This is a genomic window from Paenibacillus sp. FSL H8-0104, from assembly GCF_038050215.1.
Lineage (GTDB): Bacteria > Bacillota > Bacilli > Paenibacillales > Paenibacillaceae > Paenibacillus > Paenibacillus amylolyticus.
On sequence record NZ_JBBOTC010000001.1, the window covers coordinates 5,251,540 to 5,274,861 of the forward strand.

Annotated in this window: 29 protein-coding genes; 2 read left to right on the forward strand and 27 right to left on the reverse strand. The window is 43.6% G+C overall.

All coding sequences use genetic code 11. The annotated features are described in order from the left end of the window. Positions 1-23: 23 nt before the first annotated feature. The 3 genes from NST38_RS23105 to NST38_RS23115 are packed head-to-tail and all read right to left on the reverse strand — an operon-like array spanning position 24 to position 3,445. Complete coding sequence (locus tag NST38_RS23105) at positions 24-1,631, reverse strand: ABC transporter substrate-binding protein (RefSeq protein WP_101314522.1); 1,608 nt, start codon at positions 1,629-1,631, stop codon at positions 24-26. A 55-nt stretch (positions 1,632-1,686) separates the two neighbouring features. Then, on the reverse strand, positions 1,687-2,568 hold the full coding sequence (locus NST38_RS23110; RefSeq protein ID WP_036617174.1) for a carbohydrate ABC transporter permease: 882 nt from the start codon (positions 2,566-2,568) through the stop codon (positions 1,687-1,689). A 16-nt stretch (positions 2,569-2,584) separates the two neighbouring features. Beyond that, a complete protein-coding gene (locus NST38_RS23115; RefSeq protein ID WP_223200008.1) occupies positions 2,585-3,445 on the reverse strand; it encodes an ABC transporter permease in 861 nt (286 codons plus the stop codon). Between the two features lie 541 nt (positions 3,446-3,986). Between NST38_RS23115 and NST38_RS23120 the strand changes: the two genes are divergently transcribed. Next, positions 3,987-5,063: a LacI family DNA-binding transcriptional regulator gene (locus NST38_RS23120; RefSeq protein WP_076252873.1), complete on the forward strand. Its 1,077-nt coding sequence runs from the start codon at positions 3,987-3,989 to the stop codon at positions 5,061-5,063. Positions 5,064-5,181: 118 nt separating this feature from the next. On the opposite strand, the gene NST38_RS23125 is transcribed toward NST38_RS23120, so the two are convergent. The 13 genes from NST38_RS23125 to NST38_RS23185 all read right to left on the reverse strand — a co-directional run bounded on the left by NST38_RS23125 (position 5,182) and on the right by NST38_RS23185 (position 14,927). Further along, on the reverse strand, positions 5,182-6,000 hold the full coding sequence (locus tag NST38_RS23125) for a purine-nucleoside phosphorylase (RefSeq protein ID WP_036617166.1): 819 nt from the start codon (positions 5,998-6,000) through the stop codon (positions 5,182-5,184). A 165-nt stretch (positions 6,001-6,165) separates the two neighbouring features. Next, complete coding sequence (locus NST38_RS23130) at positions 6,166-6,336, reverse strand: hypothetical protein (RefSeq protein ID WP_157116213.1); 171 nt, start codon at positions 6,334-6,336, stop codon at positions 6,166-6,168. A 204-nt stretch (positions 6,337-6,540) separates the two neighbouring features. After that, a complete protein-coding gene (locus NST38_RS23135) occupies positions 6,541-7,542 on the reverse strand; it encodes an endo-1,4-beta-xylanase (protein ID WP_076252874.1) in 1,002 nt (333 codons plus the stop codon). A 239-nt stretch (positions 7,543-7,781) separates the two neighbouring features. After that, the gene (locus NST38_RS23140; RefSeq protein WP_081746078.1) at positions 7,782-8,129 is read right to left on the reverse strand and encodes a hypothetical protein; all 348 of its coding nucleotides are present in this window, start codon (positions 8,127-8,129) and stop codon (positions 7,782-7,784) included. Between the two features lie 135 nt (positions 8,130-8,264). After that, the gene (locus tag NST38_RS23145) at positions 8,265-9,137 is read right to left on the reverse strand and encodes an aminoglycoside phosphotransferase family protein (protein WP_076252875.1); all 873 of its coding nucleotides are present in this window, start codon (positions 9,135-9,137) and stop codon (positions 8,265-8,267) included. A 33-nt stretch (positions 9,138-9,170) separates the two neighbouring features. Further along, a complete protein-coding gene (locus NST38_RS23150; RefSeq protein ID WP_164783343.1) occupies positions 9,171-9,599 on the reverse strand; it encodes a GNAT family N-acetyltransferase in 429 nt (142 codons plus the stop codon). Between the two features lie 42 nt (positions 9,600-9,641). Further along, positions 9,642-10,121: a DinB family protein gene (locus tag NST38_RS23155; RefSeq protein ID WP_076252876.1), complete on the reverse strand. Its 480-nt coding sequence runs from the start codon at positions 10,119-10,121 to the stop codon at positions 9,642-9,644. A gap of 569 nt (positions 10,122-10,690) precedes the next feature. Further along, entirely contained in the window at positions 10,691-11,047 is a 357-nt protein-coding gene (locus NST38_RS23160) for a hypothetical protein (protein ID WP_179087913.1), read from the reverse strand. Positions 11,048-11,172: 125 nt separating this feature from the next. Then, on the reverse strand, positions 11,173-11,694 hold the full coding sequence (locus NST38_RS23165) for a cysteine hydrolase family protein (RefSeq protein ID WP_076252878.1): 522 nt from the start codon (positions 11,692-11,694) through the stop codon (positions 11,173-11,175). Between the two features lie 30 nt (positions 11,695-11,724). Then, entirely contained in the window at positions 11,725-11,883 is a 159-nt protein-coding gene (locus tag NST38_RS23170; RefSeq protein WP_179087914.1) for a hypothetical protein, read from the reverse strand. Positions 11,884-12,120: 237 nt separating this feature from the next. After that, a complete protein-coding gene (locus tag NST38_RS23175) occupies positions 12,121-12,666 on the reverse strand; it encodes a GrpB family protein (RefSeq protein ID WP_076252879.1) in 546 nt (181 codons plus the stop codon). Between the two features lie 99 nt (positions 12,667-12,765). Next, entirely contained in the window at positions 12,766-13,320 is a 555-nt protein-coding gene (locus NST38_RS23180) for a hypothetical protein (protein ID WP_155985152.1), read from the reverse strand. A 116-nt stretch (positions 13,321-13,436) separates the two neighbouring features. After that, entirely contained in the window at positions 13,437-14,927 is a 1,491-nt protein-coding gene (locus NST38_RS23185) for a glycoside hydrolase family 43 protein (RefSeq protein WP_076252880.1), read from the reverse strand. 180 nt (positions 14,928-15,107) lie between these two features. On the opposite strand from NST38_RS23185, the gene NST38_RS23190 reads away from it, so the two are divergent. After that, positions 15,108-16,010: an ArsR/SmtB family transcription factor gene (locus tag NST38_RS23190; RefSeq protein WP_076252881.1), complete on the forward strand. Its 903-nt coding sequence runs from the start codon at positions 15,108-15,110 to the stop codon at positions 16,008-16,010. Positions 16,011-16,120: 110 nt separating this feature from the next. Here the strand turns inward: NST38_RS23190 and NST38_RS23195 are convergent, their stop codons facing one another. The 11 genes from NST38_RS23195 to NST38_RS23245 form a co-directional block, all read right to left on the reverse strand. Next, a complete protein-coding gene (locus NST38_RS23195) occupies positions 16,121-16,270 on the reverse strand; it encodes a hypothetical protein (protein WP_167544423.1) in 150 nt (49 codons plus the stop codon). 34 nt (positions 16,271-16,304) lie between these two features. Then, a complete protein-coding gene (locus NST38_RS23200; protein WP_076252882.1) occupies positions 16,305-17,054 on the reverse strand; it encodes a metallophosphoesterase family protein in 750 nt (249 codons plus the stop codon). Then, a complete protein-coding gene (locus NST38_RS23205; protein WP_076252883.1) occupies positions 17,051-17,995 on the reverse strand; it encodes a GNAT family N-acetyltransferase in 945 nt (314 codons plus the stop codon). The genes NST38_RS23200 and NST38_RS23205 overlap by 4 nt, the downstream gene beginning before the upstream one ends. 76 nt (positions 17,996-18,071) lie before the next feature. Further along, entirely contained in the window at positions 18,072-18,419 is a 348-nt protein-coding gene (locus NST38_RS23210; protein ID WP_256720102.1) for a hypothetical protein, read from the reverse strand. Beyond that, positions 18,416-19,045 (reverse strand): hypothetical protein, encoded by a 630-nt coding sequence (locus NST38_RS23215; protein WP_076252884.1) that lies wholly within the window; start codon positions 19,043-19,045, stop codon positions 18,416-18,418. The genes NST38_RS23210 and NST38_RS23215 overlap by 4 nt, the downstream gene beginning before the upstream one ends. Positions 19,046-19,084: 39 nt before the next feature. Beyond that, positions 19,085-19,786 carry a DUF1361 domain-containing protein gene (locus NST38_RS23220; protein WP_076252885.1) on the reverse strand — a complete coding sequence of 234 codons (702 nt, stop codon included), beginning with the start codon at positions 19,784-19,786 and terminating at the stop codon, positions 19,085-19,087. Positions 19,787-19,827: 41 nt separating this feature from the next. Then, complete coding sequence (locus NST38_RS23225; RefSeq protein WP_076252886.1) at positions 19,828-20,256, reverse strand: GNAT family N-acetyltransferase; 429 nt, start codon at positions 20,254-20,256, stop codon at positions 19,828-19,830. A 17-nt stretch (positions 20,257-20,273) separates the two neighbouring features. After that, complete coding sequence (locus tag NST38_RS23230; protein ID WP_076252993.1) at positions 20,274-20,723, reverse strand: GNAT family N-acetyltransferase; 450 nt, start codon at positions 20,721-20,723, stop codon at positions 20,274-20,276. A 32-nt stretch (positions 20,724-20,755) separates the two neighbouring features. Further along, positions 20,756-21,166, reverse strand: coding sequence for a GNAT family N-acetyltransferase (locus NST38_RS23235; RefSeq protein WP_074096147.1), 411 nt, complete (start codon positions 21,164-21,166; stop codon positions 20,756-20,758). Positions 21,167-21,294: 128 nt separating this feature from the next. Continuing rightward, a complete protein-coding gene (locus NST38_RS23240; RefSeq protein WP_076252994.1) occupies positions 21,295-22,521 on the reverse strand; it encodes an amidohydrolase in 1,227 nt (408 codons plus the stop codon). 219 nt (positions 22,522-22,740) lie between these two features. Next, positions 22,741-23,295: a methylated-DNA--[protein]-cysteine S-methyltransferase gene (locus tag NST38_RS23245; protein ID WP_076252887.1), complete on the reverse strand. Its 555-nt coding sequence runs from the start codon at positions 23,293-23,295 to the stop codon at positions 22,741-22,743. Between the last annotated feature and the right edge of the window lie 27 nt (positions 23,296-23,322).

Here is a 23,322-nt window from a genome sequence, read left to right on the forward strand (position 1 = left end):
TGGTTTCTCCTCCGTACTTTTCTTTATTTGTTATTACGGTCATATCCCGCTTGTTTAATCTGTAGCCATTCTTGCAATCCAAGGCGATCCAGCTCTTTCAAGTAAGCATCCCATTCCTGATCTATTTTCCCGTTCTGATACCACTCTGTACGCAGACGTAACACGTAGGCGAAGAGATCGGTCTCAATCGTGGACAATCGATCCAGTTCATCGATGGAGAAGAACACACTTGGATATACGTTCTCCGCTTTCATATGCGGAACCATAACCTTGTCGAGAAGTTCCATCCGCCAAGCCGCATCTTCCGGTTTGGTTGTGTATTTGTCATAATAACTGTCGAGTATGGCCAATGGTCCTGCGATACTGGTTTTTTGTCTGAGTTCAACTGGTGCAGAGCCTTCCAGCGGAAGATGCTTCAGCATGCCTTTGGCTTCATCGAATTCAAAAATATTTTGCTGGCTCTCGTCTCCATAGGTACCCCAGTTGTTCTGCACAGATTGGAGCGGATCGTACAGTTGGTCTACCCACTTCGCTGTGGATTCCAGGTTTTTATTGCTACTGGTAATGACCATGCGACCACGATCAAGTCCTATTCCGTTTGTTCTTGTGACATTAACCTCTCCGTTAGGCCCGGCAACCGGAGGCAGAACATCGTACGTATCATTCATGCCTGTAATGTTAGCCTTATCCCATGTGAAGTACATGCCGTACTTATTATCCTTGCCTTTCGCAAGATACGTGTTCCAATCCTGCTGGTACGATTCGACATCGATCAGCCCTTCTTTAACCAGCTCATGAATGTATTTAACCGCTTCCTTGTATCCTTCATCAGCTGCCGTGAAGACCACTTTCCCATCATTGGTTACCACGGTATGATCCCAGTTCTCTCCGAGTCCAAATGCCGCAAAGAGAAATGTCAGATCTTCTCCGCCCGGTTTGTTAATGAAAGATAACGGAATTTCGTCGGCCTTACCGTTGCCGTTTGGATCTTGAGTTTTGAACGCGATCAATACTTCTTTCAGCTCTTCGGTTGTCGTTGGCATCTTCAGTCCAAGCTTGTTCAGCCACTCCACATTAATCCAGGGCAAGTTATCCACTGCCTGAATCCGTTGTTTTCCACTTCCGAGTTCTTCAATCCATGGGAATGAATAGATATGTCCGTCTGGGGCCGTGATCATGCTCTTGTATTCGGGAGCTTCCTCCAGCACCTTTTTCAGATTGGGCATGTGTTGTTCAATCATGTCCTCAAGTGGAATGATCGCCCCGTCCTTCGCCAGTTTCAGGAGATCATAATCCCCGTAACCTGCATCAAAAATGGCATCCGGCAAATCACCGCTGGCAACCGCCAAGTTTCTTTTTTCTGCAAACACATCACTCGTATAGTTCTTCCAGTTGATATGCACATTGGTTTTCTCTTCGAGTCGCTTGTTAATTAGCTTGTCGTTTGGATCAGCGGGAGCCAGCGGAGAGCTCTGTGTTATAAAATTCAATGTCACCTTGCCATCAGGGGATTGCGCCTCACTTGCCGCGCCGCCTCCACCCCCGCCACAGGCGGTTAGAAAGAGCATTGCAGATAACATGGAAATGGATGCCGTTGTAACGGCTTTTCTGGACTTGTTTACTTTTTTCATAATAATGACCTCCATGAGTTGGATTGGATCAACTTACTGTATCGCAGGCTGTTCACTATTTGAGGGAACCGACCATGACACCTTTTTCGAAATACTTCTGGAAAAACGGGTACATGATGATGAGTGGCAGACTCGAAATGACAATCGCTGAGTATTTAATCATCTCGGAGAGCCGTTTCAGTTCTGCCATCGCGAGCTGATCACTGATCATGCCCGGTGCAGCCTGATTCTGAATCAGAATGGAACGCAGAACGAGCTGTAACGGATGCAGGTTCGGATTATCGAGATAGATCATTGCATCAAAATAGGAATTCCATTGCCCAACGAACGCATAAAGTGCGAGTACAAAAATGATCGGTTTTGACAACGGAATGACGATCTGGAAGAAAATTTTCATCTCAGAGGCGCCATCCACGTTAGCAGCTTCTTTCAGTTCTCGAGGGACTCCTTTGAAAAAGGTTCTGGAGAGAATGATGTTCCAGACGTTAACGGCTCCAGGGATGATGATCGCCCACACCGTATCCAGCATGCCGAGATTACGTATGAGTAGATACGTAGGGATTAATCCCCCGCCGAAGAACATCGTAATGATAAAGATAATCATGAAAAATCCACGTCCCGCGAGCCTATCATCCGACAATGCATAACCTGCAAATATGGATACGGTCACGGTGATCAGTGCAAAGGAAACCGAGTACAATACCGCATTTGCAAACCCCCGAATCATGGCTGGATTGGACAAAATCATCTGATATCCGTCCAGACTCCAGTCCGATACATTAAAGGACAGTCCACGATTCAGTAACACCGTGGGGTCCATGAATGAGGCGATAACAATATAAATCAGGGGAACAACCACAACCAGTACAGCACAGGTGAGAAAGATGGCATTGAGTGTGAGGATCAACCGATCCATTCCCGTGTGTTTAACAACCATGGATAATACTCCTTTCCTAATAGAGGCCTTCGCCTTCATTCAATTTCTTCACAATCAGGTTCACCGTCACCAGCAAAATCACATTGATAACCGAGTTGAACAATCCAACTGCCGCAGAATAAGCGTAATCTCCAGACTGTAGTCCCACCTTGTAGACATACGTGGCAATAATCTCGGAGGAAGGCAGGTTCATGGACGTCTGCATCAGATAGGCCTTCTCAAATCCAATGGACATAATCCCGCCAGCTGCAAGGATAAAGACGATGGCCATAATCGGACGAATCGTTGGAAGGTCAATGTGGCGAATACGCTGAAGGAGATTGGCTCCATCCAGATTAGCCGCATTGTGAAGCTCCGGATCCACATTGGCCAAAGCCGCCACGTATATAATGGAAGCCCAGCCCGCTCCGGTCCAGATATCGGACAAAATGTAGATCCAGCGGAAATATTCCGGTTCAGACATGAACATGATTGGCTGACCTGTAATCCATGTGGCTAATTGATTAATCGGCCCTGTCGGTGAGAGGAAGATGAACAGCATACCCACAACCACAACAACCGAGATGAAATTGGGTGCGTACAGAAACAATTGAATATTTTTCTTGATGCCAGCTTTGCGTACCTGATTCAGCATGAGTGCCAGTAAAATGGGCACCGGGAAACTGAATATCAATCCCAAAAAGCTGAGTTTAAGCGTATTCATTAAAATGATATCGAAATTGGGTGAAGCTATAAATTTCTCGAAATGCTTCAGTCCTACCCAATCACTGCCCATGATGCCTTTGATCGGACTGAAATCCTTAAACGCAATGATGGCTCCGTACATCGGAATGTACTTGAAAATAAGAGTCAAAATTAAGGCTGGTGCAAGCAACATATATAAAAAGTAATTTTTTTTGAGCTGCTGCAACCTATGACCGCTTGTCGTCCTCACTTTCAGTACCCTTCCTTCGCCCTTTTTGCTGTCGGCTATGTTATCCAACACGATACCCCCGTTCATTCTAGAAGTTGACAATTGTTTTCAGTAAGGGCTTTCAATATTTACAATTGCCTATTTGATAATTTACAATTTATCAGGTTTCAACGGATTTAGTCAATACGTTTTGTAAAAAAACATTTGTGCATTTGATCATTTTATCTTTGCATTAATGTAACTAAAGAGGATTAAATTTGCATATATACAGCACTGAATCGTTAATACCAGCCTAGATATTTCTATATCATTACTGTAATAGATTATCATTGTTACACTAATTAACAAAACTTCTGGAACAATTATGAAAATAGAATTCGACTATCTAAATGTAAATGTAATTGTGCATTTGTAAAACAGAGATTGCTATTTGTCCCGTTCTATTATACATTTGACTTAGAGAAGAATGTGGATTGACTATTGAGGATTAGAGGTGAAGCATTAGATGGCAAAGGAAAAAGTCACGATACAAGACATCGCTGATGCTTTGGGGATCTCCAGAAATACGGCTTCCAAAGCATTAAATGATAGCGGAAACATCCCGGATGAAACCCGAAATCGTGTAATTAAAAAAGCAATTGAACTTAAATATAAACAGTTTGCCTATATGGACAATGAGCATGTTCTAACCAAGGCTCCGGGCAATATCGCCCTGTTAACTGAAAACCTGCCTAATACATCTCACTTTGGTTCGTTGTTAATCAGTGGTCTGGAGAAAAGAATCAGTGCGGAGGGATACAATCTCTCGATTCACATCGTGCGTGAAGACGATCAAGATACACTTACACTTCCCAACAATTTTGATATAGCCAAAGTGGACGGCATCATTTGCATTGAATTATTTGATTTGGAATATACACAGCTGATTACCGATCTGGGCATTCCCACCATCTTTATCGATTGCGCTTCCAACATATGTTATCCCGAATTCAAAGCAGATCTGTTACTCATGGAGAATGAACATAGCATCTATCAGTTAACCACAAAATTAATTGAGAGCGGCTACACAAGTATTGGATTCGTCGGAGATTACAATCACTGCAAGAGCTTTAATGAACGATGGGTTGGATATCAGCGTGCTATGCTGGAGGCGGGGTTGCAGGTCGACCTGTCCCATTGCATCGTAGATAATGATCGCCTGTGTTTCTCCAAGCCAGGATGGTTGAACCAACGAGTGGCAGAGCTAGCCTCCCTACCTTCCGCTTACGTATGCGCTAATGACTTTATAGCAGTTGATCTGATTAGAGCGTTAAAAGACAGAAATGTTGCTGTGCCACAGGATATTGCGATATGCGGATTCGATAATGCACCCCAATCTCGAATTATTGAGCCTGCATTAACAACGGTTCATATTTATAGCAATGAGATGGGCATTAAAACTGCGGAGATGCTGTTATCCCGGATTAATAACCCGACACAGCCGTATCAGGTCTCCCACATTGTGACCAAACCCATCATCAGGGAGTCCACACCAGCAATCATGGCCGATCATTCTCAGATGGTTCATAGTTCTGCAAAATAAAAAAACGTATGTCTCACGAGTAACAACTCGTGAAGCATACGTTTTTTTGTGGTTTCGATTGGGCTGGATGAAAACTCTATCCTATCCATCGTGGCCTAGATAAAAAATCATCTCGCGATTAGATCTCTTTCAAGATGCCTTTTACAAGTCCGATAAAGGTTGTTTTCACTTGCGCAGCCACTTCAATAACTTCATCATGACTTAATGGCTGATCCAGAATACCACAGGCCATGTTGGTCAGACAGGAAATGCCTAGTACCTTCATACCGCCATGAATGGCAACAATGGCTTCAGGTACCGTGGACATACCCACTGCATCCGCACCCATCGTACGAATCATGCGAATCTCCGCTGGTGTCTCATATGCCGGACCACTCCACCATGCATAGACACCTTGCTGCAGGCCAACATTCTGCTCTTCTGCAACCTTAAGGGCAATGCTGCGCAGTTCGCGATTGTATACCTGTGATACGTCTGGGAAGCGCACACCCAGTTCAGCATTATTAGGCCCCATCAAAGGGTTATTGCCTACCAGGTTAATATGATCTGTAATGAGCATCAGTTGACCCGGCTCAAAGCTTGTGTTGATGGCTCCGCACGCATTGGTGATAAGTAATTGCTCGACACCCAGCGCCTTCATGATCCGAACGGGGAAAGTCACTTCGTCCAATGTAAAACCTTCATAATAATGAAGGCGGCCTTTCATCGCTACAACCGTTTTGCCCATCAGTTCACCAATAACCAATTCATTGGCATGACCGATAGCCTCCGATTGAGCGAAATACGGAATATCTGTATACGGAATAACGGTCGCATTTTCAATCTCGTCCGCGAGCGCTCCCAGTCCCGAACCCAGAATCATGCCTACGGCAGGTTTGGTATGGATTCGGTTTAATATGTAATCTCTTGCTTCCTGAATATGTGCGGATTGATGCATAATGATATCCTCCTGATGATCTGAATTGAGTTAACGAAAACTGAGTTAATGAGGTGCTACTCATCAAGTGTAATGAACAATGGTCATGATGTAAATGGAAGCTGTTCTATATACAATAAAAAAACGACCCTATGCTCCAGAATCGTTTAAAAACATGGACATACCCTAATCCAATGTATATTTGTTTCTACTTTTCATGTAATCGATTGTCATGATCAGTAACAGCATCAATGTAGCAAACATCAGCGGTTTGGCAAAAGTACCTTCTTCAAAAATACAATACGCAGCGACCAAGTTTCCTGCAAATATTAACAGATAATTGCGGGTGCGATCCATCTTCTCAACTCATTTCGGAAAAGAATATTGTTCGAGATTGCCTTTCTTTTACCCTATCATAAACTTCCATAAAAAACCATATACTTATCATCCATACAAATCAACGCCTCTAATCATGCACGAGATAACCGCACTGTATAATCTATATTGACTACAGCAAAAAATCGGCCACATCGTGACCGATTCTCTCCACTTCCCTGATGTTCAGGACATAGGGTTAATGATACGCCAAAATGATTCCTTTGGCTGCAACTGCTGATCAAAAACAAAGGGCCAATTTTTTCGCCCACGAACCGGGAAATGGTCTAACCAGGTATAATTGTCCGCTACTCCCCAGAACGTCACAGAGGTAATGGATGATTTATACTCACGGAACAAATTAAAGATTTCTTCATATCGACGCTCCTGTAGCTCAGCCATCTCCGAAGTTGGCGCGGTGAGGTCCGTTCGACGATCCTCATGACGAAACACGGACATATCCAGCTCCGTAACATGCAACTGCACATCCAGTGAAGCATAACGCTCAATAGCCATTCGGATCTCCTCAATTGAAGGACCATGAATATTCCAATGCCCCTGCAACCCAATCCCGTGTACAGGCGCTCCCTTGTCCAGCAAAGACCGAACCAGATTGTAGATCTTCTCCCGTTTGACCGGATCCGTCTCATTGTAGTCATTATAGAAAAGAAGAGCATTTGGATCAGCTTCATGAGCCATACTGAACGCTTGCAGCAAATAATCTTCCCCCACCAGCTCTAACCACTTCGTGTCCCGCATGAACAGGTCGGTCTTATCTTCAACAGCTTCATTAACGACATCCCACGCATATATTTGCCCCTTATACCGACCTACTACCGTATCAATATGTTGCTTCAAGCGAGATAATAACAGCTCTCTGGAAGCGGGAGCACCTGAGGTATCCTCAAAGACCCATTTCGATGTTTGATTATGCCAGACCAAAGTATGTCCGCGGACCCCAATCCCTTGGGCAACAGCAAAATCAACAATTTTATCCGCCGCCTCAAATGTATAACGATCCTCTTCCGGGTGAATTTCTTCAAATTTCATCTGATTTTCAGCCGTGATACTATTGAAGTGTTTGGCAATGAAATCTCCTTCGGACTGCAACATTCTGGTATGTACAGCAGCACCTATTTTGAACGTATTAGCGTACGCAGCATGTAATGATGGAATTTCGGTTGGCATTCACAATTCCTCCCTGCCAGTTTTTATCCATCATATCGTTTGTTGAATACGCTTACAATGAACAAATTATACTTCTTCCCCCTCATATTTAACTATTTATGATCCTCGGCCCTGTTTGCACAACAAAAACACCTCCACGTATGTCCGACTGCTCATCTAAACAGAACATTTCTCGGAAGGTGTTTTGTGATCGGGCTGTTCAATTAAATTCAACTCATATACAAAGAGGATATGAAGCCTTACAGCTTGTCCACCTGTAACAAGGTCACCTGTTTCACTGTGCATGCCGGGTTAATTTGTTCCTCGGACAGAATGTTCAGCTTGATGAGGCTTTTCAGCTTATGGCTGTCTACCTTGGATAACAATCGCCAGATGTCCGGGTCTGGAAGAGAAGCATACAGCTTCTGATCATCGTATTCCTTCCGGTTCTGAAGCACTGTTTTCACGGTGTAACCACCAACCTGCGTCTCATACACCCCTTGTTCTGCACAATACGCGACAATCTCATCTCGTAGTACAGACAACTGCTGCTCAATATCTTTTTGCTGCTGTTTCAGTTCGAAGTAAGTTTGCACTTTCTGCTCCATATCGATCACGCTCCTCTACTATCATAGGTATGCGAGGATCGCTAGTTTAGGACTGGCTGTTTATTTTATTTAAAAAAAGTGGTCTTTCTATTACTTAGTCGTATACTGTCGTCATTGTATATCCTCGTATTACGATTACAGCAGATTCTCATGCAAATATGGATTATGGACAGCCATGTTGTGCACCCGTTGCATTACATTTGGCCCCATGGGGACATCCCCAACGCGCTTTAACAGAATCCAGCGAAGACAAGCTACAGCTTCAAAAACCTGCTCCTCTTCCAGCGTGTACGTATAACTTGCAGAACGTGCAAATTGAGCGTGATACATCTCGCCATAGCTTTCCCCATTATAGATCGTGATCAGAAAAACAGACCATGCCATATCGTACCTTGGATCACCATATTGCCCATTAGTCCAATCGATAATGGTGTAATGGTCGTCCATCTCAAGAATGTTTCCCAGATTATAATCGCCATGAATCAAGCGATCCTGTCTGATCTGGACCTGCTGGATCAAGTTTGCCAGAAGATCATTTATATCGTCATGTAACTCAATTTGAGGAAAAAAGTATTGAACAAAATCGTACCTGAATATGTATTCTTCATCTTCTCCAGTACCCACTTCATTCACCGGATAACGATGGACCTCCATTAATCGCTCAGCCAAATGTGTCAGTTTGGTTTGTGTTAATTGGGTAATCCGCTCTCCATCATAGCTCGTTAACAGCACTTGATTCTCTTGCTCGTCTAATCCCCAACCGTAGGGTTTGGAAACACGAATTCCACTTTGATAAAGCTTGGACAATAGTCGATATTGTTTGGCGATATCCGGTTTAGAATCCTTGTCCCAGACTTTCAAGACGTACCGCTGATCTCCCATTTCGATTTTCATCACAGTTGCTTCTAGTCCAGGTGACAAGGGAATGATCTGATACTCCTGTTTAATCACCTGCTGAATACGTTCATCCAGTTCTACCCAATTCACCTGGCTAAGTTGAATCGTCATCGTTCTCCTCCTTCCATGATACACAAGATTAGATTATAATCGTTTATCAAATACCTTCTGCCATTTCTTCTCTTCATATCCGATAGCTATATAAAATCGATGTGCAGATTCCCTTTTTCCGTTACAACGTACCCGAATCTTATCAAAGCCGTTAACCCGAGCCCATTCCTCGCATTCGCTCATGATTATCTTACCAATCCCCATCCCTTGATGAATCCCATCCACAACTAGTCCACCAATCTCGGCAAAAGATGGACTCTCAATGGAATGTCTTCCCTGTACATGGCCCCAGCCTACGACCCTCGAATCAATCTCAGCCACACATACATAATGGTCTGGTAAGGAAGAGAGAAGAGTTAGTCTCTCCTTGATTTCTTCAGTTGTGCTGACATAACCCAGTTGATGGGATAATTGGCTCATCACTTCGCCATCCTGAATCGTAGCTCTCCTGCAATGAATCATCACTTCTCCTCCGTTCATTCATGTCATGCCGCTCTCTCCTTATTAGTCAGGTATAATCAGGCCTTTGCCAATGACATTGGCGGATACTGGCTGTTTGCCCAATTCTCTGGCCCATACCGACAGCTGTCCCATATGGTGAATCTCATGGGCGATCACATGTCGCATAACTTCTCCCCATGAATATGTACTCGTCTTGCCAGCTGAGCGATAATCAATAAAAGCTCTTTTTTCCATACTCGAATCCCATGCTGTAACCAATGCCTCCACATCAGGACGTAACTTGCGATCGACTTGCCTTACCGCCTCAAGATTCTGGTAGTTTGCAAAATCTTCTGCATCATCCGGTTTGCCCTGAAGCAACTGAAGCCAGCTCCACTCTACATCAATGATATGAAATAATGTTTGTAATATGTTGCCTACTCCGCCCGTGCGAGGCCGAAGCAATTCTTCAAGCGGTACATCTTCACACCAGACATACCATTGCTCACGCACCATCCAGTTATAACGAAAGAAGGTTTCCATCGGTATATTCCCCTTTATCGGCTTTATTTTTCAGAGAGATTTGATCAATTCTGTATTGGCAAAGGTATCCTCCGAATGTTTACACTTACCACTCCGATGACAGAACAACCTTCCGATCGCTGTTATCCCCAAATTTTTTTGATTCATTTTATAATGGGAAACTCCGGAGATAAGCCTATGCTTCCGATGCAGCTTTCTTTCAGAAAGCTTTTAGGCGAACACTTCGCTTCTTCAGGTTTTTTCTGTCCTCTCCGTTTCGTGTAAATATTCTGTTGAATTTATTTAGTTAATTTCTTTTTTATATATAAGATCACATGAATACCTGCATAAATAAACAGGACATTGAACAAATATAGAAGTACATTTAAATAGATGCCAGATATAAACCAGATAGTTCCCTCAGAATTAGCATAATGATAATCCGTAAAAAATCGGAGCGGGAAACCATACTCTGTTCGGAGCGGTCCATCTTCAGTATGTAAAGTTCCAGGAATACATAGGATGGCTAATACAGCAAGCCAGGCTGATAGATTCATTATTCTTTTGTTAATCGTCAATACATCTCCCCCTTATTCAACACTAACGGTATCTTCACCAAAATACGTCCCTTCCAACTTTTGATCCAAAAAGTCTCTTAAGTCCTTTTGATCAAGTATATATTTCGAATCTCTATTAAATCTGCTTTTTGTGGATACAATAATCTGTTTCCGATTGTATTGAATCGTAACTTTAGCGTTATGCTTTAATTTCAAAGCAATTCCCGCACTAATACTTCCTGTGACATCATCTACTGGTATTTTGGCTGTTTCCGGGGCTGCATTCAGCCAGCCGACTATACGGCTAATGTCTTCTTTACTTAACGTAACATTGTCAATGCTAACGTGTGCTCCACCGTCGCCTGTCCTGGTGTACACGACTATGCTCATCTCTGTGTTTATCACTTGATTTCTTGAAATCGGCTTATTTGGATCAGGGTTACTCGTGATTAGAAAATACAGAAACATGATTGCCGCACCTATGAAAAACCAGAATCGCCTACGTTTTCCTAGCATTACAGCGCATTCTCCATATCCACCACGTTGGCAAACAGTCTCAGTACCGTATTGTGATGTGCAATGATCTGCTCTGCTTGAAGCGTCTTTGAATTCCATGTGCTGTGCGCATCTTGAACCAGATTGACCGTGTATCCCAGACTGTACGCTCTGCGGCATGTCGTGTCTACACATACCTCGGTCTGCATTCCCGTAAGGACTAACTCCTTCACGCCATTATCTTGCAATTTCAGATGCAGATCGGTTTTGTGAAACGAATCCGGTGTCTCTTTTTCGATAACAAGGTCACCAGCTATAGGTGCAATGGACGGATGGATGTCCCACCCCTGTGTTCCTCGTTCCAGTGGACTGTCTGGCCCTTCGCAGTGTTGGATATATATGATGGAATGCCCTGCTTCACGGGCCCTGGCAATTAACACCTGGATCTTCTGAAGCAATCGTTCCCCTTGATATACGGGATCTGCTTCATCAAACATCGCTACCTGTACGTCAATGATTAGAAGTGCACAATGCGTTGTCATTTTGCTTTCCTCCTGACAAATCAATTTAATTCAACTCTTTCTTCTTCGTACCTTTAACAAAACTTCCAATCCCATATCGATCAGTACAAATAGAATAGCGGCAAGAACGCCAAATAAGGTCAGAACTAACGTCTCTTTGAAACACAAGATTGCTTCTCCTGCGCCCATGACCAGATAATAAATATACATGCCTAGAACTCCAGCACATGCATAGTCTAATATCCTCGTACTTAGATACAACACATGATTAGGGAATTGTATTCGGCTGAGCAGATAGTCTAACAATATCGATAAAGGTAGCCCGATCAACAGGATCAAGGGAGTCGCGTAAAGTAAAACAAATGATGGTTAGAACGGTTGTTATCAGCTTTCTTTCCATGTTCATCTCATCACTCTAATACAGTTATCTCTATTCATTGGATGTGCTCATGCGTCAGATTTTGCCGGTTGCCATCCGATTTCTTGAGACCAACGATGTGCTCTCTTTAATATGCTCCACACCGTTGGCCCTTTTCCTTCAACATATTTGGGACGCTCATCTTTATACAATGACATGAGTCTGTGCTTTTCTTCTGCATATTTCAAACAATCTTCTGGGTGCTCCCTTAAATAGTCTCTGAACAGCAAGGTCATCTGCTCGGAGAAACTGCCTACCTGTCTAACGTGTATATGTATCCTTCTGTTTCCGGGTTCTTCACGAAAGTAACGTTTAGTCTTATCCGGATTTTCTGCTCTGAATACAAATCCGACTGTTTCGATCTCATGTTTGTAGTCCAACAGATTCTCATACTGGGAAACAGATATTTGTATATCTATGATGGGTTTGGCATCTATTCCAACAATTGAAGTGGACCCAACATGGTCAATCCGCACGGCCTTTTTTCCTAACGCTTCTCTTAATTTCGAACCCGTTTCGAGAAACAAATCACGCCATTTCGGATCATACTTTGCAATTCTCCATTGATCCTCCATACAACTCCTCCTTGGTTATCCAATCAAGCTATATAATTAAATAACACGTTCTTTTAACCTTTTGTTACATGTAGATTATTTAGTGATGCCATATAGATATCATGCAAAATCATCATTATTTATCCCTAGTTCTATTTGTTTTTGGGATTCGATCATATATTCGTACACATCATCAATTTCTGTTATACCTTTAATATTCTCTTTTAACAGTTCAATAATTAAATTATAATCACTCTCTCGCATCTTTATATCTTCCATATAGTTATCGTTATAGTCATTCATAAAATCTAATTTGTTCTTATAAAATCGAAATCTCTCCAAAACATATACTTCCTTAAGATTAATAAATAATGCTACAAAATCCTTAAAGTTTCTGGCCACTAAAGTTACTTGATTACCAAACGCAGTAGGTTGGATAAAGATAACCGGAGCTTCTTCCAAATCACTAATGGATCTGTTGAACGTAAAAAAAGCAAAATGGTCACCGTCTGCCCCTGTTCTTCCAAATATGATGGCATCATCTGGCGTACAATAGTATCTATCATCATCATTGTTAAAACTAATATAAAAACCCATATAATCGTCGATGGTTCCAACATGTTGTTCACGTAATTTCTTATCTATTCGAACGATGTCTACTAAGGATTCTGGCATTTTATAATGTACTTGCAAGTTTAAATTACTCTCTTCTATTGGCATTTATTAATATATCTATATTTTGACACAAATTAAAAAAAAGAGAAGGACCCTTAGGCCCTTCCCTTAACTTCTTAATGATAATCACACTTGAAATTTGTAAACTCAGCTGAAGTATCTTGCCCGCTCGCGTATAACCCAATAAGTACGCCTGTAAAACCTCCTGCCACCTCCGAGGATAGGTATCTCGTCTGTGCCGTGCCCAGCAGAATCTCTTCACCATCTGCTTTAAACAGGAAACTGTAGCGTTCCTGGCTTGAGCGGATCACCAGCGTTGCATGCTGTTTATTTCCCAGATCCACTTCATGTTCTCTCGATTTGATATCACCGATATTTAGACGCTCGATCACCTTATAGCCGTCCTGTTCCTGACGAATAGCCATTTCATAATGATGATTCTCATCCATGTAGATCGTAATACCGGCCTCGCCATTCGTCAGACTGACATCGACAGAAATCGTAGCATTAAAGTCTTTTTGACGTAACCCGATGAACGTCGGGGATGCTGGAACGTCCAGCGTTACATCGGTTCCTATTAGCGTAAGCTTGTCTGATTCAAGCTGATAATGCTCTGCATTCGGATGACGAAGATAACACCAGTCGAGGTTCCAGTCTGTATTTTCAAACGTATAATTCTTCTTATCCTGCTGGATCACCGTATCCGGGATACGATTGGTCTCAAAACTCGTCAGTGTTGTGCCTTCATGCCCGGCTGTAAACCATCCGTCTTCACCAAACGTAATTGGAGTCAGAAATACTTCTCGGCCCAAATGATGGTACGTAGCCCATCTGCCGATCTGTCGGAATCCCAAGTGGAAAAGCCACCAGTTCCCCAGATCATCCTGAACCAGATCACCATGCCCCACACCCTGTAACTCATACCCGCCCAGATTACGGTTGGTTAGAACTGGATTGTGCGCGTAGGCCTCGAACGGACCTGAAGATGAAGTTCCCCGGGCATACGTAACCATATGACCATACTCGGTGCCGCCTTCGGCTGCAAGCAGGTAATAGTAACCATTCATTTTATAGAGATGTGGGCTTTCGAGATATCGTCCACCTGTCCCATTCCATATCGAACGACTTGGGCTAAGTTTGCGGCCAGTTTCAATCTCAAGCTCACACTGGACAATTCCGCCAACGCCTTCATCATCCACGCCATTACTCATAAACAATGTTTTTCCATCTTCAAAATACAAATCGGGATCAATCCCGCCTTGATCCACATAAATAGGCTCAGACCATTCTCCGTAGATATTATCCGTCCAGACATAGAAATTCTGATGCGTCGTATCGTTGGTTGTGACCATATAAAAACGCCCGTTATTGTGCCTGATGGTTGGGGCAAATACACCCCCGGAGCTATTCACCGTCTCTAGCCGAATCTGGCTTTTACGAGTCAGGCAGTGACCAATCTGTTTCCAATTTATCAGATCCTTGCTTTCAAAGAGCGGTACGCACGGAAAATATTGAAAAGAACTACACACCATATAGTATGTATCGTGCACCTTAACCACACTAGGGTCTGGATAAAAACCTTTCACAACAGGGTTATTGTATTTCATTACTCCACTCCATCTCTTATTATAAAATTCACAAATATAAGAATTCAACTTCGTAACAACTACAAAAATTAAACACCATCGGGTGTAAACTTGCAATGAATCTGAATTGCATCTTGGAGTTAATTTTATTAAATTAATATATATGTGATTTTAGAAGATTGAGGATAGGGAGTTGTACAGATGATCAAAGCAAATGGGGAGCCCCAGTTCCTTCCTTTATATGAGGCGCTGGCAAGTGAAGTCAGATGGAGAATCATGGATATGATTGCAGATCGCGAAATGAATGTGAAGGATATTGCCGCAGTATTAGAGCTTAGCCCCTCCATTGTCACGATGCATATTCGCAAACTGGAGGATGCGGGTCTAATTGGCAGCAGACGAGTTCGGATCAACGGAGGGACGCACAAATTATGTTACCTCAAGCAAAATCAGATTGAGATCGAGCTGCCATCCCCAAGCCAAAGTTCACGAACCAGAGAACAGACGATAGCCGTTGGACACTACACTGCTTTTGATATTCACCCTACCTGTGGGCTAGGAACACTTGAAAAAGAAATCGGTGTATGGGACGACCCCCGTTACTTCCTTGATCCTGAGCGTGTACACGCCGCTATCTTGTGGTTTGGGAAGGGCTATGTCGAATATAAAACACCTAACTTTGTACTACCTGATCAGACCACCGATGCTATTGAAATTTCGATGGAACTGGCCTCTGAAGCTCCGGGATTGCGAGATCATTGGCCTTCGGATATTCGTTTCACCTTCAATGGCGTTTCTCTCGGAACGTGGACAAGCCCTGCCGACTTTGGCAGAGCAGCACGCGGGAAATACACACCAGAATGGTGGCATCGTAATGTAAATCAGTATGGATTGTTGAAGACTATTCGTATTGATGCCTACGGTACCTATATGGATGGTGAGCGGATGTCAGACGTTACTCTCGCGGATATTAAGCTTAGCGAACCGTTCTGGACGCTTCGCTTTACAGTTGACGAGGAAAGCCCCAATGTAGGGGGATTAACGATCTATGGTGCTGGTTTTGGTAATCATGATCAGGATATTGTTATTTGTGTATTGGGTTAAAGTGGCTAGCTGTGCTGCACAAGAATCCTCCCTTTCCTGACCTACAGGAGAGGGAGGCACCCGAAAATGCTGCTCCTTAGCAAATTTTAAAGCACAAGCCTAATCAATCCTTACCTTTGCTCTTTTAACAGTTCCTTAATCTCCCTTAACTCTGATAATATTTCTTTGGTGTGCTGGCTATTTTTGGAGTTATCTATTCCAACTTTCACAACATAAATACCGAGGAACAGATACACCACCAACATAATGATCATTCCCATGTACATCTCTCCTTTCCAAAGTAGCAGCACCTTGCTATGAACGTTTACTGCCGTCTATATCCTCTCTCTCCAACTGATTTCCATGGAATGCCTTCAAAAGAAAAGCCCGATCCGGAACGTTCAACCGTTCATACGATTTCAGATACTCCCTATTGTCATATGGTACTCCAATGAATTTCACGTCCACTTTGCCCTCTTGGAGATCCACGATGCCGTATCTGGCAATGGCAAGATCGTTACAGCCTAAAGCGCCCGGATTCATATATACTCTTTGATCTGTCTTATAATAATGAAGAATATGATAATGACCAAAACAAACCAAATCATGGGCCGTCCCCTGATACTTCGCGTCTAATTTGGTTCCGGATGGTTCTTTATCGATAACATCCAACTTGTCGTTGCTCATATGATAGTGAGTCAAAAGGAAGCGATGTCCTTCTACCTCTTTTTCAACGAATTTCGGTAGAGCTTGGATTTTCTTGATCGATTCTGCACTCAAATGCCGACCAATCCATTCGTGATGCTCGGCCATGCCTTTGTGCCCTTCTAATGGACCCTTATTTTGAAGCAAACTCAATACGGCCTCTTCGTGATTCCCTGAAATCGCTATCATATTTTTGCGGCTGTACAACATCTCGATCACTTCATTGGAGTAAGGGCCAATACCGATCATATCCCCCAAGCAAAATGTATGCTCAATGTCTTCTCTGGAATCGATATCAGCCAATACCGCTTGCAGCGCAGGAAAATTCCCATGAATATCGGTTAAGATGGCAACCTTCATTGTGATTCCTCCTCAGGAATATACATTGTCTGAATCTCCTGCACACCCGGAATAAAGCCCAGATTCAGATACACGGACTCCGCATCATTTCCTTGCATCACATACAATCGTAGAACGGGATACTTACCTTTAAGTTCATTTAATGCTCTCTGTAACATCAGTGTAGCAAGCCCTCTTCCTCTATATGCCGGACGAACACCTATGCTATACACAGCAGCCTGATTATCTTGCAAGCACAAGCGACAATTTGCAATAAGCTGTCCCGTTTCCTTGTCGTATACTAGCGTGGAGGCTTGAGTCAGAATTTCATTCGTATAATTAGGGTCATCACTTGGAATAAAATCTGCAAGCGTGGTATGTTTTCTTCGTGTAGCTTCAAGACTTCCTGCAAAACTCTCCAGGTCACATTGAGCAATTTCATCTTCATTCACATATTTTCTATTGCCGGTTTCACTTTCAATAATCTCTGGACTCTTCACGGTTACCCTGCTGTCCCATTCGATTTCAAAATGATCTGTCGGCCGCTGCATCCAGCGACATCTGAACTCCACTGGCCAGAATCCAGCTCGTGCGTATAGATCAACTTGGTCTGGAAGAATCTCAAAGGTCAGAATGCGTTTGGTGCGATCCGACCACTGTAATAATTTATGCTTCAGAAGCTTCAAAACATCAAAGCACTGCTGGAATGGCGGGACAAAAAACAAATGATACATCCGGTTAGGCTCCATTCTCACGCCACCTATTTTGCTTTCCCCTTTGTAAATCCAGTACGCACTGATCTTGGAAGAACTGAACTCTTCTTCCCTGAAAAATCCGACATAACGCCTATCATAATAAACCGTGCAATATAATCCCCATTCGGCAAAATCTGCTTTGCGAATCGAATATTCATCCGACAGATCATATTGAAGAATATCTGTAGACCACTCAGTTAAACCCATACGTAATTCCTCCTCAGTTTTAATTAAATGCCAAGCAATCAAATCATTTTTCTATACGCCACCTCGTGAACATGAATTAACACATGTTGTGCCTCCATACGTTCGAAGAAATCCAACATGTCCTTAAACGGATTCTCGAAATACGAAGACTACCAAGGAAAACCTCTAATGTCTGCCCTGTTTCTGTATTCTGGAACATACAGTGCTCGCCATGAACATCAAAATACCAATTTCCCGTTAATTCTTCTTCTCCATGGATTACATCCGCATTGGACAGCAAATGGTACGCACCTTCGAGAATTGCTGTCCGATCAGGCTGGTCGGTTTCCAATATCAATTGGTCGATCAATTGCCGCGCGATTCTCTGGTACATATCCATTACAGCCAATAATTCTTCCGTGATTTCCTGGGTTATCGCCTTCATACCTTCATATCCTTATCCGGGTATCCAATTTCTGTAATTTCACCTTCGATATCACTTAATTTCAGTTCATCATTTAATTGCTGTAGTAAGACCTCATTGATCGGCTTCATATCAAATACCTGTTCAACCAGTGTGATATCCAACGTTATCTCGTAGTAATCCTGTGCCCAAGCATGATAATATTTCGCGCCGCCTACCAAAATCTCTAACAGTTCGTATTCATGATCCCCAAGCTCCGTGCCCGCAGACCACCCTTCCTGATCCGCCACACTCCAGATACAGAACGTCGTCTGATCCATTACAAATGCCGGCTCTACCACAAAAGTATTAAATGCTTCTGGAACGCTTTTTACCACCTCACTCCTATCAACCTTATGCTGAAGTGTATACTCTTTAGCAAAGCCTTTAATAATCAGCCCATTCGGACTGAATACAGCAAAATAATGATCTCCTTGCCCATCTCTCATGGATGCCATTTGCTCATTCTTGTCCCACTGGGAATTATACGAGTAATACCTGTACTCCCATTCCGGCATCAAAATGGCATCCAGCATAGCTGCTGCCTTTAGAATCTGTTTGCATTCACTAATGTGAGGAAGTTTATCGATAAAATTAAGATTACCCATCGTGTGATACTGCCTCCTTTACCCTTTCAAATGGAATAATTAGTTGCCCGACCTTGCGGTTAGCAAGGATATAATAACGTATCCAAAAAGTTGAACCGCAAATACAATGACAACAAACTCAACCATTATGCTGTTCGCTGCATTAAAATCATTCACAAGATCCACAAAGATCTTCCCAGGTCGGGATAATACATCCCACGAATTCCACCGATTAAATCTCCCAATGTAAACCCCTATACTGCTCAATAGCAAAATAACACCGACAACCATCATGCTAATGTACTTATTTATTAATTTGTTTAACATGCCATGGATTTGAATGATTGAACAAGTCGAGAGCAGCAATCCGATGATCGCTACGGCAAACGTCAGGGTGAGTCCATACCAAAAATCAATATTAACCCAAAATCTAACCTCCCCTTGAGCATCAAAATATCTGAATGAATGCAGAATCTCCGTAAAAAGGTAGGCCGCATTGGGCAGAAAAAAGAGCCATACTCCACACATCAGCCCCATACATATCATGCTCGTTGTGGTTAATTTCTTATTAAATATGTATCTAATGCAGGATGAGATGATGAAGGGTACCCATGCCAGGAACATGTCCCAACTTAAAAATCGATACATATTTGTATCTGATTGGGCACGTAAATACATCACAACACCTAGACAACAAAGAGTAGCCACGAGCAAGGTAACGATGAGTCGGACATCTTGAACCGGATGTTTGTTATCTTTCATTTCTTTGCTTCTACTTCCTTTTCCTTGATGAATGTTATAAGTTATAAATACTTTTTAAATGCCTTGCTGGATTCTCCGTTGTACCCCAATTTCGTATAAAAGTGATGTGCTTCGTTTCTGGATGATCCGCTGGTTAGAAACACCTTCACACAATTTTTCTGCACACATACATGCTCTATATGTTTCATCAATTCAGATCCATATCCCTTGCTCTGCACATGTTCCGTAATGATAACCCGCTCAACTACGCCGAATGGTCTATTTTCCACCAAAGCATCCAGACAAATATGTAAATGAGCCGTGCCGATCACCTGATCACCCAGTTCATACACAAACAAGAAACTGTTTGGGTTATTCCGAACTTCTTCAATCCGTTCTGCCAGTACTTTTGTGTTTAAGTTGTTTGGCAATAATTCTTTATACAGTCTTTCGATAACCGCTGCATCTCTAGCTTCTGCCTCTCTTATCATCAAGCTTCTCCTCCCTGTTACCTCACTTGATAACTTAAAATGATATCACCGTTGTCCTCTAATTCACCCGTGTCCTGAAATCCGCAACGTTTATACAGCGCATTTGCCGCAATGTTATGTGGAACATGGGATACCCTGATTTGCTGGCAGTCACTTCTCTCTTGCAACATACGAACCACTTCTTGAATAGCAAGTTTGCCGTAACCCTTCCCCTGGTACTTCTCATCAATCATGAAGCGCAGAATCCAGTAATACCCGTCATTGTAGATCTCGTTATCAAATAAAATAAAACCTACCATCTGATCCTCTGCCAAAATGCCGTACGGCTTGGACGTAATTTCCTTCGTCGCATGCATCAATGAATCCGCATTGCTAGCTACCAAATCTAGCTGATCTTCCCGTGGTTTAAGGTGGATGCACTCGAGTTCATTTTCTTTGGTTATGGGTTGTAGGCTTACTTTTTTCATATCCACAATCATCTCTCCTTGCAGCTTATTTACTAGATTTTCTTGATCAACATAATCTCCAGAGGTTGTGTATCTAGCAATAGAGCCCCAGCATCAACATACCCCAGCTTTCGATAGAAATGTTGCGCATGTTCGTCTGATTGCGTTGAAGTCATCACCGTATCAAAGCCTTGTTGCTTCATTAGATTTTCCCAGTGATGTACCACTTTTTTGCCATATCCGCCGTTTCGATAGGGTTCATCAATCCAGATCATATTCATGAAGGGAAGGTTATCCCAAAAGTACCCGTACCTCATCCATCCAACTCTTGATCCCTCGTCCTCGTCCCACAGGATGAATATTTCTTTCTCACTAATCTTCGTTTTCACAAGTGGCTGATGGATATGCCGATCTCTTTCAATGATGTAGTCGTAGTCAGCTTCCGTTGCATACTCAATCTTCATTTGTAATACTCCCTTCATTAACTACGTCCATCATAACCCAAAATGTGGTATATGCGAACAGTTCTTTCCTCTTTTTCTCCCATGCCAAAAAACCACGGTTTCCCGTGGCTGCACCCGCTCTATTTCCCTCAATCCGCTGTTGATCCACTGACCAATTGCCCCTTGTACCATACGGCCTGCCGCGCAGATCGCCGCGCAACAGCTTCCGCCGAACAACTCGCATGCACTAATACAAAACTCGCGGTGTCGCCTACCTTCGGCCAGACTTGTTCCCCTTGTGAATCCAGAGGTGTAATCCCGCCTGTTACCCATGCCAAAGATTGAGACAAGGACAGTTCGTCGCTATATCCGTACAGTTCTGCGAATCGTCCCGCTTTCTCAAGCATATCCCCATTGCCAAAAGGAGACCAATGATCCGTCAGGCTGTCTGTGGCCAGCTTCACGTTCACACCCATACGGTGGAGCATGGGAAGAGGCATCATCGTTCTGCCAATAGGCACCGTAGAAGCAATGCTCATCCCAAGCGAGGCCATTCGCTGCGCCATGTCTTCTGCTTCCTGGTGCTCTGCGCGGGCGAACCAGAACGCATGACTTACCGTAACTTTACCCTGAAGCCCTGCTGCTTCGGTCAGATTTGCGAGTTCCAACAGCGTTTGTTTGCCGGCCTGCCCACCATCATGCAGATGAATATCGATGCCCGCCTGGTGCTGAACAGCCAGTTCAACCATGGCGTTCAGTGATTTCTCGATATGTTCGTCCACCGTATGAGGATCAAGTCCGCCCACATGCGTTGCACCTTCCTTCATCGCTTGGCCCATAAGCTCCACTGAATGGGAGCGAAGCAGTCCATGCTGCGGGAAAGCCACGATCTCCGAAGCGATTTTGCCCGAAAATGATTCCAGAGCCTGCCGCGTCGCTTCCAGTCTTTTCAAGCCACTGACGGGTTCAATATTGCAATGACTACGTACATGAGTGGAGCCGCACCCCTGAATCAAGGTCAGAATACTCTCCGCTTGACGCTTGGCATCTGGTAGCAACTTGGGCAACAGAACCTTCTCTTCTTCAATACGTTCGAAAATACTGGAGATACGCTTAACGGCTGTCCACGGCCCATCGTAGTAGGTTTTATCCAGATGAATATGTGCCTCCTCGAACGAAGGCAACAGCAGAAGTCCCTTGCCATCTACTTGTGGTAGATCGCTAGACAACGGGTTGTTTCCTTCCACAATCTCCGCGATCACTCCATCTTTAATCCGCAGATGAGCGGGGCTTGTCCGTGTCCCCGTCACCTGTTCCCCCTCCCGAATATAACTCCGCTCCACAGTCACGTTTGTTAACCAATAAGCCTGCTTCATCATGTCATCCCTCTTTTCTTACCCGGCATTACGTCCCCCGGATACCGATTGATCTATGATCCATGGTACCATACGGTTTCACAGGGCAAAAATACGTAAAACGTTGGTGTTCCATATGCGGAACGTTTGTATTACTCTACTTAATACATGTAAAAAAAACAGGCACAATACGTGCCTGCCCCGTCCACTCACCTTAATCTTCTTGATTACGCGAGTCTATTAAAAATGAAACCGCGCATGCCCTCCATCGTTCACGCCTTCAATCTGTTCGATATCCAGCAGTCTGCGCTTCATCTCCAGGCCTCCACGGAACCCGGTCAGCTTGCGATTAGCCCCAATAATGCGGTGGCATGGTAACAGAACCGGAATTGGATTGGCCCCATTGGCAGCCCCAACTGCTCGCACAGCCGAAGGTCTGCCAATTGCAGCAGCTATATCACCATAGGTCCGAATTTCACCATAAGGCACACGCCCTAGCTCTCTCCATACCTCCTGTTGGAAGTTCGTTCCGATCAAGTCCAGTGGGATCGCATCTGTATAAGCCATGGATTCTCCTGCAAAATAGGACAGCAACCAGTCCATCATACCTGTTCGTTTCAGAGCATGTTCGTTCTCCTCCAGTTCCACGCCAGGTGCAACCTTCTGTATCCAGCCGTTCCAATCTTCCAATGTTTCGTTTGGCATGACCACTCGGCACAATCCCTGTTCCGTAGCGAGCAGCACCCATGGACGACCGTCCAACTGCATCGTGGTGTACATCAACTTTTTTCTCATTCGTTTATCGCCCTCTCCCCGGTGGAA